The organism is Sorangium sp. So ce1036 (genome assembly GCF_051369805.1).
Taxonomy (GTDB): Bacteria; Myxococcota_A; Polyangia; order Polyangiales; family Polyangiaceae; genus Sorangium; species Sorangium cellulosum_F.
Genome location: NZ_JBBMOX010000001.1, coordinates 6,940,784 through 6,957,767 on the forward strand (window position 1 = coordinate 6,940,784; position 16,984 = coordinate 6,957,767).

At 73.7% G+C, this 16,984-nt stretch carries 15 protein-coding genes and 1 tRNA gene; 9 read left to right on the forward strand and 7 right to left on the reverse strand.

From position 1 onward, the window contains the following. The first annotated feature begins 106 nt into the window (after window positions 1-106). Window positions 107-811 carry a response regulator transcription factor gene (locus WMF31_RS26025; protein WP_436604527.1) on the forward strand — a complete coding sequence of 235 codons (705 nt, stop codon included), beginning with the start codon at window positions 107-109 and terminating at the stop codon, window positions 809-811. Window positions 812-888: 77 nt separating this feature from the next. On the opposite strand, the gene WMF31_RS26030 is transcribed toward WMF31_RS26025, so the two are convergent. Both WMF31_RS26030 and WMF31_RS26035 read right to left on the reverse strand, forming a co-directional pair. Continuing rightward, window positions 889-1,329, reverse strand: coding sequence for a hypothetical protein (locus WMF31_RS26030; protein ID WP_129346959.1), 441 nt, complete (start codon window positions 1,327-1,329; stop codon window positions 889-891). 128 nt (window positions 1,330-1,457) lie between these two features. Continuing rightward, entirely contained in the window at window positions 1,458-1,925 is a 468-nt protein-coding gene (locus WMF31_RS26035) for a DUF3293 domain-containing protein (protein WP_129346958.1), read from the reverse strand. Between the two features lie 326 nt (window positions 1,926-2,251). On the opposite strand from WMF31_RS26035, the gene WMF31_RS26040 reads away from it, so the two are divergent. The 8 genes from WMF31_RS26040 to WMF31_RS26075 all read left to right on the forward strand — a co-directional run bounded on the left by WMF31_RS26040 (window position 2,252) and on the right by WMF31_RS26075 (window position 11,299). Continuing rightward, the gene (locus WMF31_RS26040; protein WP_436604528.1) at window positions 2,252-3,316 is read left to right on the forward strand and encodes an ABC transporter ATP-binding protein; all 1,065 of its coding nucleotides are present in this window, start codon (window positions 2,252-2,254) and stop codon (window positions 3,314-3,316) included. Then, window positions 3,313-4,059 (forward strand): ABC transporter permease, encoded by a 747-nt coding sequence (locus WMF31_RS26045; RefSeq protein ID WP_436604529.1) that lies wholly within the window; start codon window positions 3,313-3,315, stop codon window positions 4,057-4,059. Before WMF31_RS26040 ends, WMF31_RS26045 begins: the two co-directional genes overlap by 4 nt. Continuing rightward, window positions 4,059-5,762 (forward strand): GldG family protein, encoded by a 1,704-nt coding sequence (locus WMF31_RS26050; protein WP_436604530.1) that lies wholly within the window; start codon window positions 4,059-4,061, stop codon window positions 5,760-5,762. Before WMF31_RS26045 ends, WMF31_RS26050 begins: the two co-directional genes overlap by 1 nt. Next, window positions 5,759-8,128 (forward strand): DUF4340 domain-containing protein, encoded by a 2,370-nt coding sequence (locus WMF31_RS26055; RefSeq protein WP_436604531.1) that lies wholly within the window; start codon window positions 5,759-5,761, stop codon window positions 8,126-8,128. The genes WMF31_RS26050 and WMF31_RS26055 overlap by 4 nt, the downstream gene beginning before the upstream one ends. A gap of 64 nt (window positions 8,129-8,192) precedes the next feature. Further along, entirely contained in the window at window positions 8,193-9,104 is a 912-nt protein-coding gene (locus WMF31_RS26060) for an SH3 domain-containing protein (protein WP_436604532.1), read from the forward strand. 88 nt (window positions 9,105-9,192) lie between these two features. After that, complete coding sequence (locus tag WMF31_RS26065) at window positions 9,193-9,996, forward strand: alpha/beta fold hydrolase (protein ID WP_436604533.1); 804 nt, start codon at window positions 9,193-9,195, stop codon at window positions 9,994-9,996. A 211-nt stretch (window positions 9,997-10,207) separates the two neighbouring features. Further along, a complete protein-coding gene (locus tag WMF31_RS26070) occupies window positions 10,208-10,765 on the forward strand; it encodes a hypothetical protein (RefSeq protein ID WP_436604534.1) in 558 nt (185 codons plus the stop codon). 192 nt (window positions 10,766-10,957) lie between these two features. Further along, the gene (locus WMF31_RS26075; RefSeq protein ID WP_436604535.1) at window positions 10,958-11,299 is read left to right on the forward strand and encodes a hypothetical protein; all 342 of its coding nucleotides are present in this window, start codon (window positions 10,958-10,960) and stop codon (window positions 11,297-11,299) included. A gap of 141 nt (window positions 11,300-11,440) precedes the next feature. Here the strand turns inward: WMF31_RS26075 and WMF31_RS26080 are convergent, their stop codons facing one another. The 5 genes from WMF31_RS26080 to WMF31_RS26100 form a co-directional block, all read right to left on the reverse strand. Then, window positions 11,441-11,926 (reverse strand): response regulator, encoded by a 486-nt coding sequence (locus tag WMF31_RS26080; RefSeq protein ID WP_436604536.1) that lies wholly within the window; start codon window positions 11,924-11,926, stop codon window positions 11,441-11,443. Between the two features lie 400 nt (window positions 11,927-12,326). After that, a tRNA-Phe gene (locus WMF31_RS26085) sits at window positions 12,327-12,399 on the reverse strand. A 176-nt stretch (window positions 12,400-12,575) separates the two neighbouring features. Continuing rightward, window positions 12,576-13,532 (reverse strand): hypothetical protein, encoded by a 957-nt coding sequence (locus WMF31_RS26090; protein WP_436604537.1) that lies wholly within the window; start codon window positions 13,530-13,532, stop codon window positions 12,576-12,578. After that, window positions 13,529-15,541, reverse strand: a complete 2,013-nt coding sequence (locus WMF31_RS26095; protein ID WP_436604538.1) for a M1 family metallopeptidase — start codon at window positions 15,539-15,541, stop codon at window positions 13,529-13,531. The genes WMF31_RS26090 and WMF31_RS26095 overlap by 4 nt, the downstream gene beginning before the upstream one ends. A gap of 69 nt (window positions 15,542-15,610) precedes the next feature. Further along, window positions 15,611-16,969, reverse strand: coding sequence for a hypothetical protein (locus tag WMF31_RS26100; RefSeq protein ID WP_436604539.1), 1,359 nt, complete (start codon window positions 16,967-16,969; stop codon window positions 15,611-15,613). Window positions 16,970-16,984: the final 15 nt, after the last annotated feature.

Below are 16,984 nucleotides of genomic sequence, written 5' to 3' on the forward strand. Positions count from 1 at the left end.
CGACCCCGGGACGACCTTCGGCGACGCAGTACTCGCGCGGGTGTGGGCCGCGCCTGGACGCGGCGCCCTCCGTCGGGACATGAACATGGTAGAGGACGTCCCCAGCATGACCCGGAACCCTCAAGCACCAGCGCGAACCGTCCTGCTCGTCGAGGACGATCCCAGCATCGCGATGGGTCTCGAGATGAACCTGACCGCCGAGGGCTACCGCGTCGAGGTGGCCGAGGACGGCGAGCGCGGCCTCGCGCTCGCCCGCGCCGGCGGGATCGACCTCATCATCATCGACGTGATGCTCCCCCGCCTGAACGGCTTCGAGCTCCTGCGCATCCTCCGGAGCGAGCGCCACACCTTGCCGGTGATCATGCTGTCGGCGCGCGGCGCCGAGATGGACAAGGTGATGGGGCTCGAGCTCGGCGCCGAGGACTACATCACGAAGCCGTTCAGCCTCGCCGAGCTGCTCGCCCGGGTGAAGGCGGTCCTCCGCCGCGACGCGATCGCGCGCGCGGACGGCTCCCAGCTGCGCGCGGGCGACATCGTGATCAACCCGGCGACGCGCGAGGTGCGCCGGGGCGACGCCCTGATCGAGCTCACGGCGACCGAGTTCGACGTGCTGCTCTGCCTCGCCGAGGCGGGCGGCCGGGTCCTGTCCAGGGAGCAGATCCAGGCCAAGGTGTGGGGCCCGGCGCACCACGGCACCCCGCGCACCATCGACAACTTCATCCTCCAGCTCCGCAACAAGCTGGAGCACGACGCGACCGCCCCCCGCCACCTCCTGACCGTGCGCGGCGTCGGCTATCGCTTCGTCCCCTGATCGCAGGCCACGCGGCCCGCTCGATCCGGCGGCGCGGGCGGCCAGCCCGCCCGGCGCCCCCCGGCCGGGGTCGCCCTTCAGGGCGCCTGACAGAACTTGTTGATGTTGTCGACCAGGGGGTCTTCCTGCTTGATCGCCTTCTCGATCGCGGCCTGGGCGGAGTTGCTCTTCTCCGGGTCGTTCGCGTCCGCGGCCGCGGCGAGATCGCGCGCCGCCTTGGCGACGTCCTTCGCCATCGCCTGGTACTCGCCCGAGTACTTCTGCAGCTCCGGGGTGGTCAGCTTCACCTGCGCCGCGTCGGCCGCCACCTTGTCCATCGCATCGGCCATCGCCTTCAGCTCGCCCGACCCGCCCTGCTCGGTGCCAGCCTTCGTACCCTTCTCGATGCTCTGCACGCCCTTGTTGATGACCTCGATGAGCGCGTTGCACTCCGAGACCTTGTTCTGGCCGCAGCCGCCAGCGCCGACGACGAGCCCGAGAGCGGCGACGAACGCTGCGAGGGTGACCTGAGTGCGCATTCTGCTGTGTCTCCTGGTGTGGTGGGCGAGGCCGGTTCGCCCATCCGGAACGCCGAGGCATGAACCCACATTTTGCGGGTATGTTTCAACATGGAATCGGCCGCCCGCGCCCGCGGGCGCGGCAGGGGTCAGGCGCGAACCCGCCAGTTGCCCTGGAAAGTTCGGCCAATGTCGTCGGCTGTCGGGTCCGTGATGATGAGCTCCGGCCGGCCGCCCTGCGCGAAGACGATCGTGTTCTGGCGGAAGACGCGGCCGAACGCGATCGCCTCATCGCGGTCCATCCCGTGGACGAGCCACGCCGGCTCGCGCCAGATGCCCTCCGGCTCCGCCTCGGATCCGACGCACGGCTCCACCCGGTAACAGCCGAGGATCAAGAGATCGCGGAGGACGTGGTGGCGCTGCTCGTTCACCCGGCGGGGAATGAGCATCGAGCGCGGGTTGTAGGCGGTGAGCACGGCGAACTTGCGGGTCAGGAGGTCGGGGAGCCCGGCCTGATCCTGGACGATCTCACCATCCAGCGAGGCGCGGAGCGTCCCAGCCGCCGTGGGAAACTCGTAGATGGTCGAGAAATACGACCGGAGAAGCGTCTGGTCCATCGTGAAGCGGTGGTGTGGAGGCGGCGGCGCTCGGTGCCCCGGGCGCGTCGCTCTTTGCGGAATGGGCCCGTGGCCTGCGCGCCCGGCCGCCGGGCGCGACGGCGGAGGGTTACCAGAGACGCGCGGTCCTGGCTACTCGACGACATCGCGGCGGCGCCCGCTGGCGCGCGGCGGGGCGGCCCGGGGGCCCGCCGCGGCGGGCGGCCCGGGACCCGGGCGGCGCTCGCTTTCCCTGCCCCCTCCCGTGCGCTAAGCGTTCGCGCCGTCGACGAGCGCATCCCGCGCCGCACCGACGGCCCCGAGCCCCCCGCGTCCCCGATGCCACGATGATCGAGGTCGAGCACCTGTCCAAGTCCTACGGCCCGCACCTCGCGGTGAGCGACCTCTCCTTCCGGGTGAGCCAGGGCGAGATCGTCGGCTTCCTCGGGCCGAACGGGGCGGGCAAGAGCACCACGCTCCGCGTCCTCGCGGGGTTCCTCGGCGCGACCTCCGGCCGCGTGCGGGTCGCCGGGTACGACCTCGCCGAGGAGCCGATGCGCGCGCGCGCCTCGCTCGGGTACATGCCCGAGACCTCGCCGCTCTACCCGGAGATGCGCGTCTCGGAGTACCTCGCCTTCCGCGCCGAGCTGAAGCTCGTGCCGCGGCGCGCGCGCCGCGAGGCGGTCGCGCGCGCGCTCAGCGACGCGCGCATCGAGGACGTGGCGAGCGTCATGATCGGCCACCTCTCCAAGGGCTACCGGCAACGGGTCGGCCTCGCGGACGCGCTCGTGAGCGATCCGCCGCTGCTCATCCTCGACGAGCCGACGGCGGGCCTCGACCCGAACCAGATCCGCGAGGTGCGCGCGCTCGTGCGCCGGCTCGGGCGCGACCGCACCGTGCTCCTCTCGACGCACATCCTCTCCGAGGTCGAGGCGACCTGCACGCGGGCGCTCGTCATCGCCCGCGGGCGGCTCGTGGCGGAGGGCTCGATCGACGAGATCCGCGCGATGCGCCGCTCGTCGGGCGTGCGCGTCGCGGTGCGCGGCGCGGCGGACGCGGCGCTCGCCCTGGCGCGCGGCGCGGCGCAGGTCCGCGCGGCCGGGGCGGAGGCGGCCGGCGACATGACGCGGCTCACGGTCGAGTTCGACGCCGGCGCCGACGTCGGCGAGGCCACCGAGCGCCTCGTGCGCGCCCTGGTCGGCGGAGGCCTCGGGGTGCGCGAGATCGTCCCCCACACGCCGTCGCTCGAGCAGGTCTTCTCCGAGCTGACGGGCACGGGCGGCGACGACGTGGAGCAGGGCGCCGGCGGAGGAGAGCCGGCCGCGCCCGCGCCGGAGGGCGAGCCGCCCGCGCGGGCGGCCCGGAAGCAGGGCAGCGCGGGGCGCCGCGGCGCGGCCAGGGAGCGGCGATGAGGGGCTTCTGGCCGATCTTCAAGCGCGAGCTGTTCTCGCTGTTCGTGACGCCGCTCGCGTGGGTGCTGATCACCACGTTCCTCGTCGTGCAGGGCGTGCACTTCTTCCTGATCGCGACCCAGTTCGCCGGGGAGGTGGAGCTCTCGGCCGACGCGGGCCCGGTGCAGGTGTTCTTCGGGCAGACGATCCTGATCTACCTGCCGCTGCTCTTCGTGTGCCCCCTGCTCACGATGCGGCTCTTCGCGGAGGAGCGCAGGAGCGGCACCATCGAGGCGCTCCTCACGGCGCCCGTCGGATCGGCCGGCGTCGTGCTGGCGAAGTACGCCGCGGCGCTCGTGACGTATGTGGCGATGTGGGCGCCGACGCTGCTCTACGTGGTCCTGATCAGCAGGACCGGCGAGCTCGACTGGCGGGTGGTGGGGTCGAGCTACCTCGCCATCGTCGCGATCGGCGCCGGCTACCTCGCGATCGGCACGATGACGAGCGCGCTCACGAAGAGCCAGCTCATGGCGGCGGTCCTCAGCGCGATGGCGGTGATCGGCCTGTTCATGCTCGGCATCGGGGAGTTCATCCTCCCGGAGGGCCCGGCGCGCGACCTCTGCGCGCATGTCTCGGTGTGGACGCAGATGAACGATTTCTCTCGTGGGATCGTTGACTTACGCCGGCTCGTGTTCGACGGCACGGTGATCGCGCTGCCGCTGTTCGTGACCGTGCGCGCGGTCGACGCGTGGAGGTGGGGCTGATGGCCGACGCCGATCCCCCGCGGGCCGCTCCGTCGACGCGGGTCGCTCCGTCGACGCAGGTCGGGACGCCGCCTCCGGGCACGTCGCTCGGCGACAAGCTCTCGGCCAGCGTCGGGATCATCGCGGCGATGGTGCTCGCGGTGCTCGTGAACGTGCTCGTCGCCCGCCACTACAAGCGCTGGGACTGGACGCAGGGCGGCCTGTACACGCTGAGCGACGCGACGCTGTCGACCCTGCGATCGCTCGAGGAGCCGATCCGCGTCTACGTCCTGCTCTCTTCCGACGACCCCCTGACGCTCTCGGTGCGGCACCTGCTCGACGCGTACCGGGCCGAGACGACGCGGATCGAGGTCGAGGTGACCGACCCCGACCGGCGCCCCGCGGAGTTCCTCGCCGTGCAGCAGCGCTACGGCGTCGTGGCCGGCAAGACGGAGGACGGGCGGATCGTCACGGACGCGGCGATCATCGTCGCGCGCGGCGACCGGCCCCATTTCCTGACCGCGAGCGACCTGGTCGAGGTCGAGGACGAGGACGACCTGCGGTCGCGCCCCCGGCTCGAGCAGGCCCTGACGGGCGCCATCCGCAGCGTCCTCCGCAGCGAGCGGCCCAGGGTCTGCTTCGCGAGCGGCCACGGCGAGAAATCGATCGAGGCCGGCGGCGCCGACGGGCTCGCGGCGCTCAGGGACCGGCTCCACAAGAACAACTACGAGGCCGTGGAGCTCGGAGGCGGCCACGACCACGACCACGGCGAGGGCGACGCCGCGCCGCAGGCTGCCGCGCCGGAGGCCGATCTCGACCGCTGCCGGGTGCTCGTCCTCGCCGAGCCGAGCCAGCCGGTGCCCCCCGACGACGTGGCCCGCTACCGCGCGTTCGTCGAGGAGGGCGGCAGCGCGCTGATCGCGCTCGGTCCGGTGCCGGACGAGAGCGACCAGCGGTACGTCGACCTCGGGCTCTCCGGCCTGCTCGCCGTGGCCGGGGTCGACGTCCGGTCGGACTTCGTGTTCGAGCTCGACCCGAGGCTCCGCTCGACGCAGGGCTTCGGCGAGACCTTCTCGCCCGTCGTGAGGCCGCACCCGATCACCGAGGGGCTCGTCCGCGCCGCCGACCAGGGGCTCGGCCCCGTGCTCACGGTGGCGAGCTCGCTCGCGCCCACGAGGCGCGGACCGGTGGCCCCGGTGCCGCTCCTCGTCACGAGCGACCAGGCCTTCGGCATGGTCGACTTCTTCGGCTGGGCCCGGGATCCGTCCGAGCCCAGGCCGCGGGAGGGCGACCACCCGGGGCCGCTCACGATCGCGTACGCCGCGGAGCTGCCGAAGCCCGGCGGCTCCACCGCCGCGCACGGGCCGCGCGTGGTGGTGATCAGCTCTCCGAGCGCGCTCTACGGCGCGAACTGGCAGAGCCCCGAGCTCCGGGGGACGGCCGTGTTCGTCGAGAGCGCGCTCTCCTGGCTCGCCGCGAGCCCGCCCATGCTCGACATCCCCGACAAGCCCGCGTTCACCGCGGGCCTCCGCCTCAGCGAGGACGCGCTCGCCGGGATCTTCCGCTACGTCGTCGTGTACATGCCGCTCGCCGCGGCCTTCCTCGGCCTGGCCGTGCACCTCTCGCGGCGCAGCACGGAGCGCCGGCCCCCCGCGAAGGGCGGCCCCGGCGCGGCGGCCGGACGGGGCCCGGGCGAGGCCGAGCGCGGGGAGGCGCCGCGATGAGGGCGGTGCGCCGGCACGCGACCACGCTGATCCTGGTCGCGCTCGCCGCCGCGGCGGCCGTCGTGCTCTTCGTGCTCGATCGCGGCGCGGTGTCCACCGACGAGGCGGAGCGCCGCAAGAAGCACCTGCTCGAGGCCTTCCGGGCCGACGAGATCACCGAGATCACCGTGACGATGGCCGAGCCGGGGGCCCCGCCCGGGGCGCGGCGGACGGCGCGCATCACCCGCGGCGAGGTCGACGACGCGGGCCAGCGCCCCTGGAGCGTCGAGATCGACGGCGAGCGCCACCCGGCCGACGAGCCCACGGTCGACCGGCTCCTCGGCACGCTCGAGTTCGCGACGGCCGAGCGCCGCGTCTCCGCGGAGGCGAGCGATCCGGCGGCCCTCGGCCTGGCCTCGCCCCGGCTCTCGATCGCGCTCGCGATGGGCCCGCGCCGCGAGCGGCTGCTGCTCGGCGGCAGCGCGCCGACCCCGCCCGGCGCGGTCTACGCCGAGGTCGCCGGCCGGGGCGTCTTCGTCGTCACGAAGCAGCTCGCCGCGGCCCTCGACGTGCCGCCCGATCGCTTCCGCTCCCGGAGCTTCGTCCCCTACCCCGCGGCCGAGCTCTCCGGGCTCTGGCTCGACGGCGAGGGCGGCGCGCGGCGGTTCGAGCGCGCCCCCTGGGGCGGCGGCCGCGGCGCCGGCTTCCGCTTCGCCGACGGCTCGCCCGAGGGCAGCGGCCTCCGGGTCAGCGCGCCGGAGCTCGACCGCGTGCTCTCGGCGCTCGGCCGGATGCAGGCCGAGGCGTTCCTCACCGAGGAGGAGGCGCAGCAGGCCGCGGCCGCCGGCGGCCCCCAGGTCACGCTGACGCTCCTGCCGGGCGAGCCGTCGGCGGAGCGCGGCGTGATCGACCTCGGCGGCCCCTGCCCGGGCAAGCCCGACCACGTCGTCGCGGTGCGGCGCGAGCCCACGCGCGCGGCCGCCTGCGTGCCCGCGAGCGCGCTCGAGCCGCTCACCGTGGAGGCGTCGCGCTTCATCGACCTGGCCCTCGTCGGCGCGCCGCTCGACGAGGTCGCGGAGGTGAAGCTCGCGGCCGGCGAGCGCTCGCTCGAGCTCGCGCGCGCCGGCGCCGAGTGGCACCTGCGCGCGCCGGAGGACCGCCCCGTCCCGACCGAGACGGGCCGCGCCCTGGTCCAGGCGATCCTCGACGTCCGCGCGACGCGCCTCCTCCCCGCGGCGAGCGACCTCGTCGCGCTCGGCCTCGCCCCGCCCCGGGCCACCCTCCGTGTCCTCTCGACGCCGCCGGAGGGGCCCGGCGACGGCGCGCCGCGGGAGCGGATCGAGACGCTCGAGATCGGCGCCGAGCGGGGCGGCGTCGTGCGCGTCCGCCGGCTCGAGGACGGCGCGATCGCCGAGGTCTCGGCCGCGAGCGCGGAGGCGCTCCTGCCGTCCGAGGTGTCGCTGCGCTCGATGGAGGTGTTCGATTTCGAGCCCGATCGGGTGACCGCGCTGCGGATCGAGCGCGCCGGCCTGGTCCAGCGGCTCCGCCGGACGGGCGACAGCGCCTGGCAGCTCGTCGCGCCGAGCGGCGAGGGGCTCGAGGTCGACGATGGGCTCGCGGAGGAGCTCGCCGACGTGCTGGGCAACCTCAAGGCCGAGCGCTGGGTCGCCGCGGACGCGGGCCAGAGCTACGGGCTCGGCGCTCCTCGGCTCACGATCGACGCCGAGCTCGCCGCCGCGACGGGGCCCGGCCGCGCGGCGGAGGAGCAGGCGCCCGCGCGCGCGGTCCGGATCCAGCTCGGCGCGAAGGCGGGCGCGGGCTCGTTCGCGCGCACCGGCGACAGCGCCGCGGTGTTCGTCGCGCCGGCGGCGCTCGAGGCCGCGGCCGGGCGCCTGCTCCTCCGCCGCGACGTCTTCGTGATCGCCCCCCAGGAGATCGCGCGGGTGACGCTCTCGCGCGGCGACGGGCGCGGGGCGCCGGTGGTGATCGAGAGCTCGGCGCGCGGCTTCACCGTCGCGGGCGCATCCGACCCGGCGGACGCCATCGCCACGGCCGCGAGCGTCCGGGATGCCCTCGCCGATCTGCGCGCCGAGGGCGCCGTCGCCCTGGGCAGACCGGAGAGGCACCACGGCCTGAGCCCGCCGCGGCTCCAGATCGTCGTCGAGCTCACCCGGCCGCGGGCGGTGCCGGCGCGCGCGGGTGGGAGCCCGCCGCGCCCCGCGAACGGGTCCGTCCGGATCGCGATCGGCGCGGGGGACTCCTTCCGCGGCACGAACGTCGTCTATGCCCGGCGTGACGGCGTGGACGCGATCTACGCCATCGCCCGGTCCCGGGTGCGGCCGCTCCTCGACGCTGCGGGCCTCGGGGGCGAAGGGGCAGTCCGCTGAACGGCCCGGTTCGAACGGACTATTTCGTTCTTACGGACCACCTGTGCTAGGCGACGTGGTGGACATGGCGAAGGCGGACATGGCGAAGAAGCAGCGCCCGCTGACGGTCGACATCCCCCGCCCCGGCGATGAGCAGCCGGTCTGGTCGCGGGTCGGGGTGATCGCGCTCGTGGGGTTCGTCGTCGGCATTGCCTGGCCCAGGCTCGCGGGCGTGCGCATCGGCCCGAGCGTCCCCGGGGATAACAAGGAGAAGGCCACCGCCGTGGCCACGGCGGCGCCGCCCGCGAGCGCGGCGCCCGCGAGCGCGGCGCCCGAGGCCAAGCCGTCGGAGCCCGCCGCGAAGGACGCGCAGCAGGTCGTGGTCGGGCCTGGCCGGATCACGCGCTGCTCGGACAAGAAGGGCAAGCGGGTCGAGGACTGCGGAGAGCTCCAGTTCGATCCGGTCGCGCTGCCGCGGCTGAAGGAGCTCGCCAAGTGCCCTGCGGCGCTCGGGCTCGACGGCAAGCTCCCGATCGGCTTCGAGCTCAACTTCGGGAAGAAAGAGGTCCAGGTCGTCAAGGGAAGGAAGGCGACCGTGCCCGCCTCGGCGGTGAGCGGCATTCTCCAGTGCGCCGCGCGCGAGTTCTCGAACGTCTCCCTCGAGGACGTCCCTCACAAGTACCACCGTTATTCCCTCGTTTACACCGCGACCTTCTACCCTCCGGGCGCGCAGATCGAGCCCGACGCGAAGGCCGGGGAAGGCAAGGACGAGCAGGAGCAGGCGGCCGGCACCACCACGAGCGAGACCGCGGTGAGCGGCCTGGCCGCGGTCAGCTGGGATACCGCGCTCGTCCGCGGCGAGCCCAAGGAGGGCAAGGTGGTGATGCGCCTCGTACGTGGAACCCGCGTCAAGCTCGTTGGCCGACAGAACGATTGGTACAAGATCGAGCTCCGGGGGAAGACGGGATGGGTGTACCGCGGCGCCATCGGCCTCTAGCCGCAGCGAGCGCTGCGCTCGTGGCGCCGGCGCTCGCCGGGATCGTCGCGCCCGGAAAGCCTGGAACCGGCCCTCCGGGAGGTGCTCGATGGCACGCTTCGATCTCGGCGGTTGTGAGCTCTACTTCGAGGAGCGCGGGCGGGGTCGCCCGGTCGTGTTTCTCCACGGCGTCTGGATGAGCGGGCGGTTCTTCCGCCGCCAGCTTCCGTATCTCTCCGCCTCGTACCGCGCGATCGCGCTCGACCTGAGGGCGCACGGCCGCTCGACCGAGGTGCCGTCCGGTCACACCATCGCCACGTATGCCCGCGATCTCCGCGTGTTCCTCGAGCGGCTCGAGCTCGAGGGGGTGGTGCTCGTCGGCTGGTCGATGGGCTGCATGGTGATCTGGGATTACGTGAAGCAGTTCGGGGACGGGCGCCTGGCCGCGGCCGTGCTCATCGAGCAGTCGCCCTCCGACTTCAGGTGGCCTGACTGGCCGCTCGGCGCCTTCGATCTCCCGGCGCTCGCGGAGGCGATGGCGCGGCTCCAGACGGATCGCGACGCCTTCGCGCGCGACTTCATCTCTCTCATGTTCAAGCGTCCGCCGGGCGACGCCGAGCGACAGTGGATCTTCGATGAGATCACCCGCGTGCAGGAGTCGATCGCCGGCTCGATCCTCTTCAATCAGACGCTGCAGGATTATCGCCCGCTCCTCGGCCGGCTCACCGTCCCGTCGCTCGTGGTCGTGGGCCGGGACGAGAAGCTGGTCCCGGTCGCGGCCGGCGAGTACCTCGCTCGCCGCCTCCCCGACGCGCGGCTCCTCGTCTTCGAGGAGAGCGGCCACTGCCCTTTCCTCGAAGAGCCGGACCGGTTCAACGAAGAGGTCCACCGGTTCATCCAGTCGCTGTCGTGACCGCCGTCCCGCCGGGATGGTCGTGAACGCCGTCCCGGCGGGATGCAAGCGCGGGCCGGCCGGTTGGTCGTGACCGCCGTCCCGCCGGGACGTAGGCGCGGGCCCGCGCGAGCTGCGGCACAGGCCCCCTCGCGACGGCACAGCCCATGCAACGGCTCACCGTGGTACAGTAGGCGTTCGAACGTCGGTTCGCGTAGAATGGCTGGGTCCGATGGCGCGCAAGCTCTCGCTCCCCCTGCTCAACCTGGATCAAGGAACCCCCGCCTCGGCCCGCGCCGTGACGAAGCCCACCATCGACGCGGTGCGGGAGCGCCTCGGCGGGCGCGCGTCGACCGAGCCGGGCGCCGGCGAGTTCGTCACGCTCACCACCGCGGCGGGCAAGGCGCTGGCCGGCGTGGTTCTGTTCCGACGCGGCGACGTGGTCGACGTGTGGATTGACACCTCCGAGGCACACATTTCCTCCAAGGACACGGATGTTTCCCATGGCGCTGGTCGAGGCCTGGTTCACCGCGCGCACCGGGCGGACATCACCCCGATGCACGGCCCTGCGCCGGACTCGCTCGGCGCGGTCGCGACCGACGCGTGCGTCTTCGGCGCCCTCCTCGAGGGCCAGCGCATCCGGTTCCAGGACGGCGGCGATCTCTCGGAGGGCACGCTGGTCGAGAAGTGCCGCTTCGGCGGCCTGGTCCGGCGCGACGACGGAACGCTCCTCGGCGTCGGCTTCCGCCGACTCTGGCCTGCGCGCGCCGCCGACACCGAGCGGAATTGAGCAGAATTGAACGCGCCAGCGCGCGGCCGAGCGCACCGGAGCGAGAGCGAGCGAGCGCCGCGCAGCGCTCGACCGGCGACGGCTCGCGCGGCGCGCGGCGCACGTGCGGCTTGTACCTCCTTCGCGGACGCGTTACGACGGTCGACACATCGTAGCTCGCGCGCTGCGCGACAAGGTTGGGAGGATACACCCTTGAAGCTCGCTTACCCGTTCACGCTCGCCGTCGCGCTCGCCATGCTTCCAGGCTGCGGGTCCACGCTCACCGGGTTGTGCGAGGACAAGTGCGATTGCACGGGAGCCTGCAGCCCGGACGACGAGGACGACTGCATCGACAACCTCGAGGACGCCGAGAGGGCCGCAATCGAGGAGGGCTGCGAGGATCAGTTCGACGAGGCCATCGCCTGCATGGACGACGAGTTCGAGTGCCGCGGTAGATCGATCGACGTCGACGGATGCAGCCGACCGCTGGAGAACCTGGGCAGCTGCGCGGGCCTCGACGTCCGCATCACCCTCTGGGCCGCCCTCTTTCCCTGAGCCCAGCCCGGCGCGCGGGGCGCCACGCGCGCCGCCCGGTATGACGCGCGGCGCCCCCGCGGCCAGCGTGACACGGCCCCTCGTGTGCGGGGGAGCGCCGCCGTCGCGCGCCCCGAGGCGCGCCGATGCGGTCGAGAGCGCCTATTCCCCGAGATGGGTGCGGACCTTCTTGAGCAGCGTGTCGCTGTCGAACGGCTTGACGAGGTAGTCGGTGCACCCGTTGGCAAAACCGACCTTGATGCTCGTCTGATCGCTCCGCGTGGTCATCATGATGATCGGCACGGTCTTCGTCGCGTCGAACGCGCGTAGCCATCGGCACGCCTGAAAGCCGTCCATGGCGGGCATCACGACGTCCATCAGGATGAGGTCGGGGCGCTCCGCCACCGCCTTCGCGATGGCCTCCTTGCCATTGCGCGCGATGAGGATGTCGTAGGTGTCGACGCCGAGCGTCAACTGCTGCGACAGCAGCGAAGTCATCGAGTCGTCGACGACGAGGATCTTCTTTTTTCGTGGCCCCGTGCTCGCCTGATGACCTTGCGCGGTCGGCCGGCCCCGCGGCGCCGAGTCGGAAGCGGAGGCCGTTTCCGGAGAGCTCTTTCGCGAGGAGTCGACACGACGATCGGTCATGAGGGAGCCTCCATGAGGAAGCGCCGTTTCCTGGGGGCGCCTCCGGAGTGTTCAGGTTGCAACGAGTGGTCCCCCCGCCACCTTATCAGGATCGCTACCGCACAGGAACCAAGTTCCACTGTCATCCCATGTGGCCAAACCCGCGAACACAGTCCGGAACGGTCTACCGCTCGGTGTCTGCGTCCTTGCGCCCGTTGCGCCCGCTCGACCCGTTGCGCCCGCTCGACCCGTTGCGACAACGGTTGAGACCGCCTTGCTGGAAGACGCAGAGCTTCCCCGCATTCGCCGGACCACGGGAACACCGGCAACAACGGCGTTGTGCGAGAGGCAGCGGTTCACGCAGGGGCGCTGAGGACGGAGCGCGAGCACCTGCTCACCGACAGGAAAAAAGAAAGAATAGTGCCCAGGGACGGAATCGAACCGCCCACACGAGGATTTTCAATCCTCTGCTCTACCAACTGAGCTACCTGGGCTTGCTACGGGCCCCGCGACTGCGCCGGAGCTCGTCACGGGCGGGCTACGTTACGCGGATCCTGAGCCATGTCAAGCCATTCTGTAGCGGCCTCTTTCGTCCGCCCCGGATCTCGAGCGTCCAGAGGGATCGCGCGCCGTGCGGGGGGGGCGTCGCAACGCGCGGCGGCTCCGCCGGTCATCGGGCGGCGTCCTCCCCGGCCGTGGGCCGTCCGTCGTTGCCTGCGTCCTCGGCGGGCGCGACGCGATCGAGCAGCCGCACGGCGGCCGCGAGCCATGAGGCGCGCAGGAGCGCCGCCACGGCGAGCGCCGCGAGCCCTGCGCCGAACGCGACGGCGACGCGCGGGCCCGTGCTCACGCCGGCGACGTGCATTCCCCACGCCCCGCAGGCGAGCGCGACGACCACGAGGGCGCCCCGCCAGGCGTACGCCCAGGCCGCCGCGAGCGGCGACGCGAGCAGCGCGGCGAGCCCCCTCGTCACGGCGGCGTGGAGGCCGCGCTGCTCGGCCACGGCCGCAACCCGCGCGAGATCGTGGAGGACGCCGAGGGCCGCGACCGGCACGAGCGCGGCCGCGGCGACGCCGAGGGCCGCGAGGTCGCGGCCGCGCGGCGTGAGCGCGAGCGACGCGCAGAGCTTCATCCCGGGGAGCAGGACGAGCGCGGCGGCCGCGACCTCCGCCGCGAGCGCGGCGCCCCAGAGCAGCGCGAGCGGCCCGAGGGCGCGAGCGACGCGCCCGGAGGTGGCCTGTACCGACGCCGGCGCCGCGCGGCTCAGCGCGTCGATGAGCGCCGCGAGCGGGATCAGCCCGACCGCGGCGACGAGCAGGGCGCCCACGCCGAGCTGCGCCGCGAGGGGCGCGGCGGCGATCGCGGCGGCGCGCCCGGCCTCGAGGAGCATCAGCCCGCCAGGCTCGAAGAGGAGCGCGTCGCCGCGCGGGTCTTCGCCGACGATCCGGGCCGCGAGGACGGACGGCGGGGCCGCGAGCAGGAGCGAGGCGAGGGCGCGGTAGCCGAAGTAGAGGGCGACCGCGCCGAGCCGCTCCCGCACGGCGGGGCGCCGCGCGCGCGCCGGATCGATCCCGGCGCCGGTCGACGATCTCGGTTCGATCGCGCCCTCGTCCATCGATTCCCTCACGGGGCGAGGAGCGTGAGCGCGACCCCGGCGGCGAAGCTCGCCCGCGAGAGCACGCGGGGCGCGAGCAGATCCCGGTCCTTGCGCTGCGCGTTGTTCGTGAGGTCCTCGTCGAGCGGCACCCGGCGCTCGGGGTCGATCACCACGGCGACGAGCGGCGACGCGCCGGCGTAAGGGATCCTGGCGACGCTCTCGCGCGCAGGCCACCGCACCCGCTGCACGGCGCCGCCCTCGCTGTGCAGCTCGACGTCGACGGGGAGCGCGAGCGAGCCGCGGCGCCGCACCACGGCCTGACCGCGGTAGGCCGCGGCCTCCTCGCCGCCGGCGCCCCGCGCGGCCTCCTCGCCGTCCGCGGGCCACGCGTGGAAGCTCGCGACGGCGTAGTCGACCCACGCGCGCTCGAAGAGGCCGAGGCGGAGCGCCTCGGCCGCGTCGTCGCCGACCTCGCGCCGCACCGCCTCGATGAGCGCCTCGGGGCCGGGGTGCCGGAACCGGTTCTCGCGCGCGTAGCGGCCGACGGCCCGGCGCACGGGATCCTCGCCGTACACGCCGGCGAGGGTCTCGAGGAGCATCGCCGGCCGGAGGTACGCGAGCCCGGCGTAGTCCTGGCCGTCGACGAACGCCGACGCCGGCTGCGCGACGGCGCCGTCGTGGCCCGACGCGATCGCGCCGAGGCGGTACTGCGCGACGGAATCGATCTCGAGGCCGAGCAGCCGCGCGGCCGAGCCGTCGCCGTAGAGCGCGCGCATCCCGTCGATCTCGGCGTAGGTGGTGAGGCCCTCGTCGAGGAACGGATGGCGGTGCTCGTTCGTGGCGACCAGGCCATAGAACCACTGGTGCGCGAGCTCGTGCATCGTGACCGCCTCGACGAAGCGCACGCCCAGCGCGGGCCAGAGCCAGCTGCCGCCGGTCGTGATGAGCGTCGGGTACTCCATCCCGCCGGCCTCCTCGGCGCCCTCCGGCGGGTGCACGATCGTCAGCGTGCCGTAGGGGTACCGGCCGAACGCCGCGCCGAAGCGCGCGAGGCCGCGCCGGGCCACGTCGATCTCGAGCGCCGCCTCGCGCTCGCTCCCCTCGGGGAACAGGCACCGGATCGCGACGCCGTCCTCGGTCGTCGCGCGCAGCTCGCGGAAGCGGTCCCACGCGGCGAACGCGAAGTCGTGCACGTCCTCCTGCACGAACCGGCGGACCGCCCGCCCGCCCCGCCGCGCCTCCTCCACGAGCCGGCCGGTGGCCCCGACCGTGAAGCCCTCCGGGGCGTCGACGGTCACGTCGTACGCCCCGAAGTCGGCGTAGAACTCCGAGAGCCGATGGAAGGGGAAATGCGCCCAGGTCCCGTCGGGCTCGAGGCGAGCCACCTTCGGGAACCACTGCCCCACCATGTGGAAGCTCCCGTGGTGGCCCGTCCTGAGCGCGAGCGACGGCAGGTCGGCGTCCCACGCGAGGTCGATGGTGATCGCGTCGCCGGGCGCGACGGGCCGCGGCAGCTCCACGCGGATGTCGGTCTCGTCGTCGGGATCGCCGGGCGTCGTCGGCCTCCCCCCGGGCCACACGTCCTCGCCCCCCATCTCGCGCACGGCGAAGCGCGTCACCTGGATGTGCCCGAAATCGGAGAGGATCTCGCCGCCGCGAAACCCCGCGATCGACGCGCGGAGGAAGGCGGTGCGCTCGTTCTTGAAGCCGTTCAGGTAGAGGTGGACGAAGAGCTCGCGCTGCGGCGCGCGCGACGCGTTCCGCCAGACCAGCGTCCCCTCGCCGCGCAGCGTGTGCTGCGCCGGGTCGAGGCGCACCCGCAGCGTGTAGCTCGCGATCGGGTCGGCGTGCGCCGCGAGCTCGGCGTCCTGAGGCGGCGCGACCGCCGCCGCGGCGCGCGCCGCCTCGCTTGGGCCCGCGGCGGCGGGGGGCGGCGGGGCGGGCGCGCCGGGCTCGACCGCCGCGAGGAGGGACGCCCCCGCGTGGCCGGCGAGCAGCGCGAGCAGGAGACCGAGGGCGGCCTGGAGAGCCGTGCGCACCCGTGCAACCTAGCGAGGCAGAGCCGCCGCGGGAAGGCGCGCCGCGGTCCTCTGGACGCCGCAGACGATCTAGACGCCGCAGACGATCCCTTCCTGCACGAGCTCGTACAGGATCCGCAGGGCCTCGAGCGTCTGCATGCCGGATACGTCGAGGATCTCGTCGATCGAGCTGGAGCCGTCGATGCACGAGAGCAAAAAGCCCGCCCGGTGATCGAGGCTCAGCGAGCGGATCTGGTCCGGGGGCACCGCGAGGCGGAGCACGCGCGAGCCGTCGCCGAGGCGCGCCTGGTACATCTGGCGCAGCATCTCGACGCAGCTGTCCGCGTACTGCCGCGCCATCCAGTCCTTCGGGTTCTCCTCGAGCAGGCCCTCCGCGATGACGAGCGCTCCGCCGAAGTCGCCCAGATCGAAGCGGTGCTGCATCTGCTCCCGCGGCCCCTGGATGCTCATCTGGGGCTCGGTCGCGCGGGAATGGATTCCCCCGCCGGCCCTCGCGGCGGACGCGGGGGCGCGCTCCGAGTCGGACGGCCGGGGCGCGCGCTCCGAGCCGGACGGCCGGGGGGCGCGCTCGGCGCCCTGCGAGCCGGCCGAGACCCTGTACGAGGTGGAGCCGGCGAGGGCGCCCGTCCCGCCGCGGAAGGCGGGCTCGTCCTCCTCGACGATCAGGCCGTACCGGAGCGTGCCGGGCGGCGGCGTGATCGGCTGCTCTTCCATGGGGAAGGCGGGCTCCTCGTGGCCGAGCCCGAGATCGAGGCGGAAATCGATGCCCAGCCGCTCGCCGGCGTCCGGACCGGGCGAGCGCCCCCGCGCGCTCGCGGGGGCGCTCGCGCCCGGCGCGTCCAGCTCGGCGCTGCCGAAGACGTCGATCTCGCCGAAGCCGCGTGGGTACGGCTGGCTCGGCGCGCGCAGGAGATCCTCGTCGAGCTCGGTCCCGAGATCGAGCTCGGGATCGAGGAGCGCTCCGAGGCCCATGCGCTCGCCGGGCCGCGACGGGACGCCCGGCTCGTCGCACTCGAGGCCGAGCCGCGCGGTCTCCCGGGGGGAGGCGCCGTGCCTGGAGCCGCCGGCAGGCGGCGGCTCCCACGGGATGGTCCGGCGCGTCGGCGCGGGCGGGTACCCCTCCGGAGGCGCCTCGGGGGGGCGCCGCTGGGCGGCGATCTCGGAGCTCGAGTGGGAGCGACGGGTCATCATCTTTGCCACGTAGTCGCTGACGGGGATCGGCGGCGGAAGGGTGATCTTGCCCTCGGAGTCCGGCGGAGGGGGGATGCTTAAAGACGGGGTGTCCACCGCCGCGCCCTGCTCCTCGCGCAGGAGCCCCGCGCGCGCGAGGAGCTCCTGCGCATCGACCGGCTGGGTCGCGTCGAGATCCGCTTCCTCGCTCCCCCAGGAGGCGTCCAGGGACTTGGAGTCAGGCGGCACCGACCGCATCGTCTTCCCTCCTCG

Bases quoted from the DNA above. Each gene is read 5' to 3' on its own strand.
- WMF31_RS26045 (WP_436604529.1), top strand. From the start codon at position 3,313: ATGAGGGGCTTCTGGCCGATCTTCAAGCGCGAGCTGTTCTCGCTGTTC.
- WMF31_RS26030 (WP_129346959.1), bottom strand. From the start codon at position 1,329: ATGCGCACTCAGGTCACCCTCGCAGCGTTCGTCGCCGCTCTCGGGCTC.
- WMF31_RS26035 (WP_129346958.1), bottom strand. From the start codon at position 1,925: ATGGACCAGACGCTTCTCCGGTCGTATTTCTCGACCATCTACGAGTTT.
- WMF31_RS26055 (WP_436604531.1), top strand. From the start codon at position 5,759: ATGAGGGCGGTGCGCCGGCACGCGACCACGCTGATCCTGGTCGCGCTC.
- WMF31_RS26040 (WP_436604528.1), top strand. From the start codon at position 2,252: ATGATCGAGGTCGAGCACCTGTCCAAGTCCTACGGCCCGCACCTCGCG.
- WMF31_RS26070 (WP_436604534.1), top strand. From the start codon at position 10,208: ATGGCGCGCAAGCTCTCGCTCCCCCTGCTCAACCTGGATCAAGGAACC.
- WMF31_RS26065 (WP_436604533.1), top strand. From the start codon at position 9,193: ATGGCACGCTTCGATCTCGGCGGTTGTGAGCTCTACTTCGAGGAGCGC.
- WMF31_RS26060 (WP_436604532.1), top strand. From the start codon at position 8,193: ATGGCGAAGGCGGACATGGCGAAGAAGCAGCGCCCGCTGACGGTCGAC.
- WMF31_RS26025 (WP_436604527.1), top strand. From the start codon at position 107: ATGACCCGGAACCCTCAAGCACCAGCGCGAACCGTCCTGCTCGTCGAG.
- WMF31_RS26100 (WP_436604539.1), bottom strand. From the start codon at position 16,969: ATGCGGTCGGTGCCGCCTGACTCCAAGTCCCTGGACGCCTCCTGGGGG.
- WMF31_RS26080 (WP_436604536.1), bottom strand. From the start codon at position 11,926: ATGACCGATCGTCGTGTCGACTCCTCGCGAAAGAGCTCTCCGGAAACG.
- WMF31_RS26050 (WP_436604530.1), top strand. From the start codon at position 4,059: ATGGCCGACGCCGATCCCCCGCGGGCCGCTCCGTCGACGCGGGTCGCT.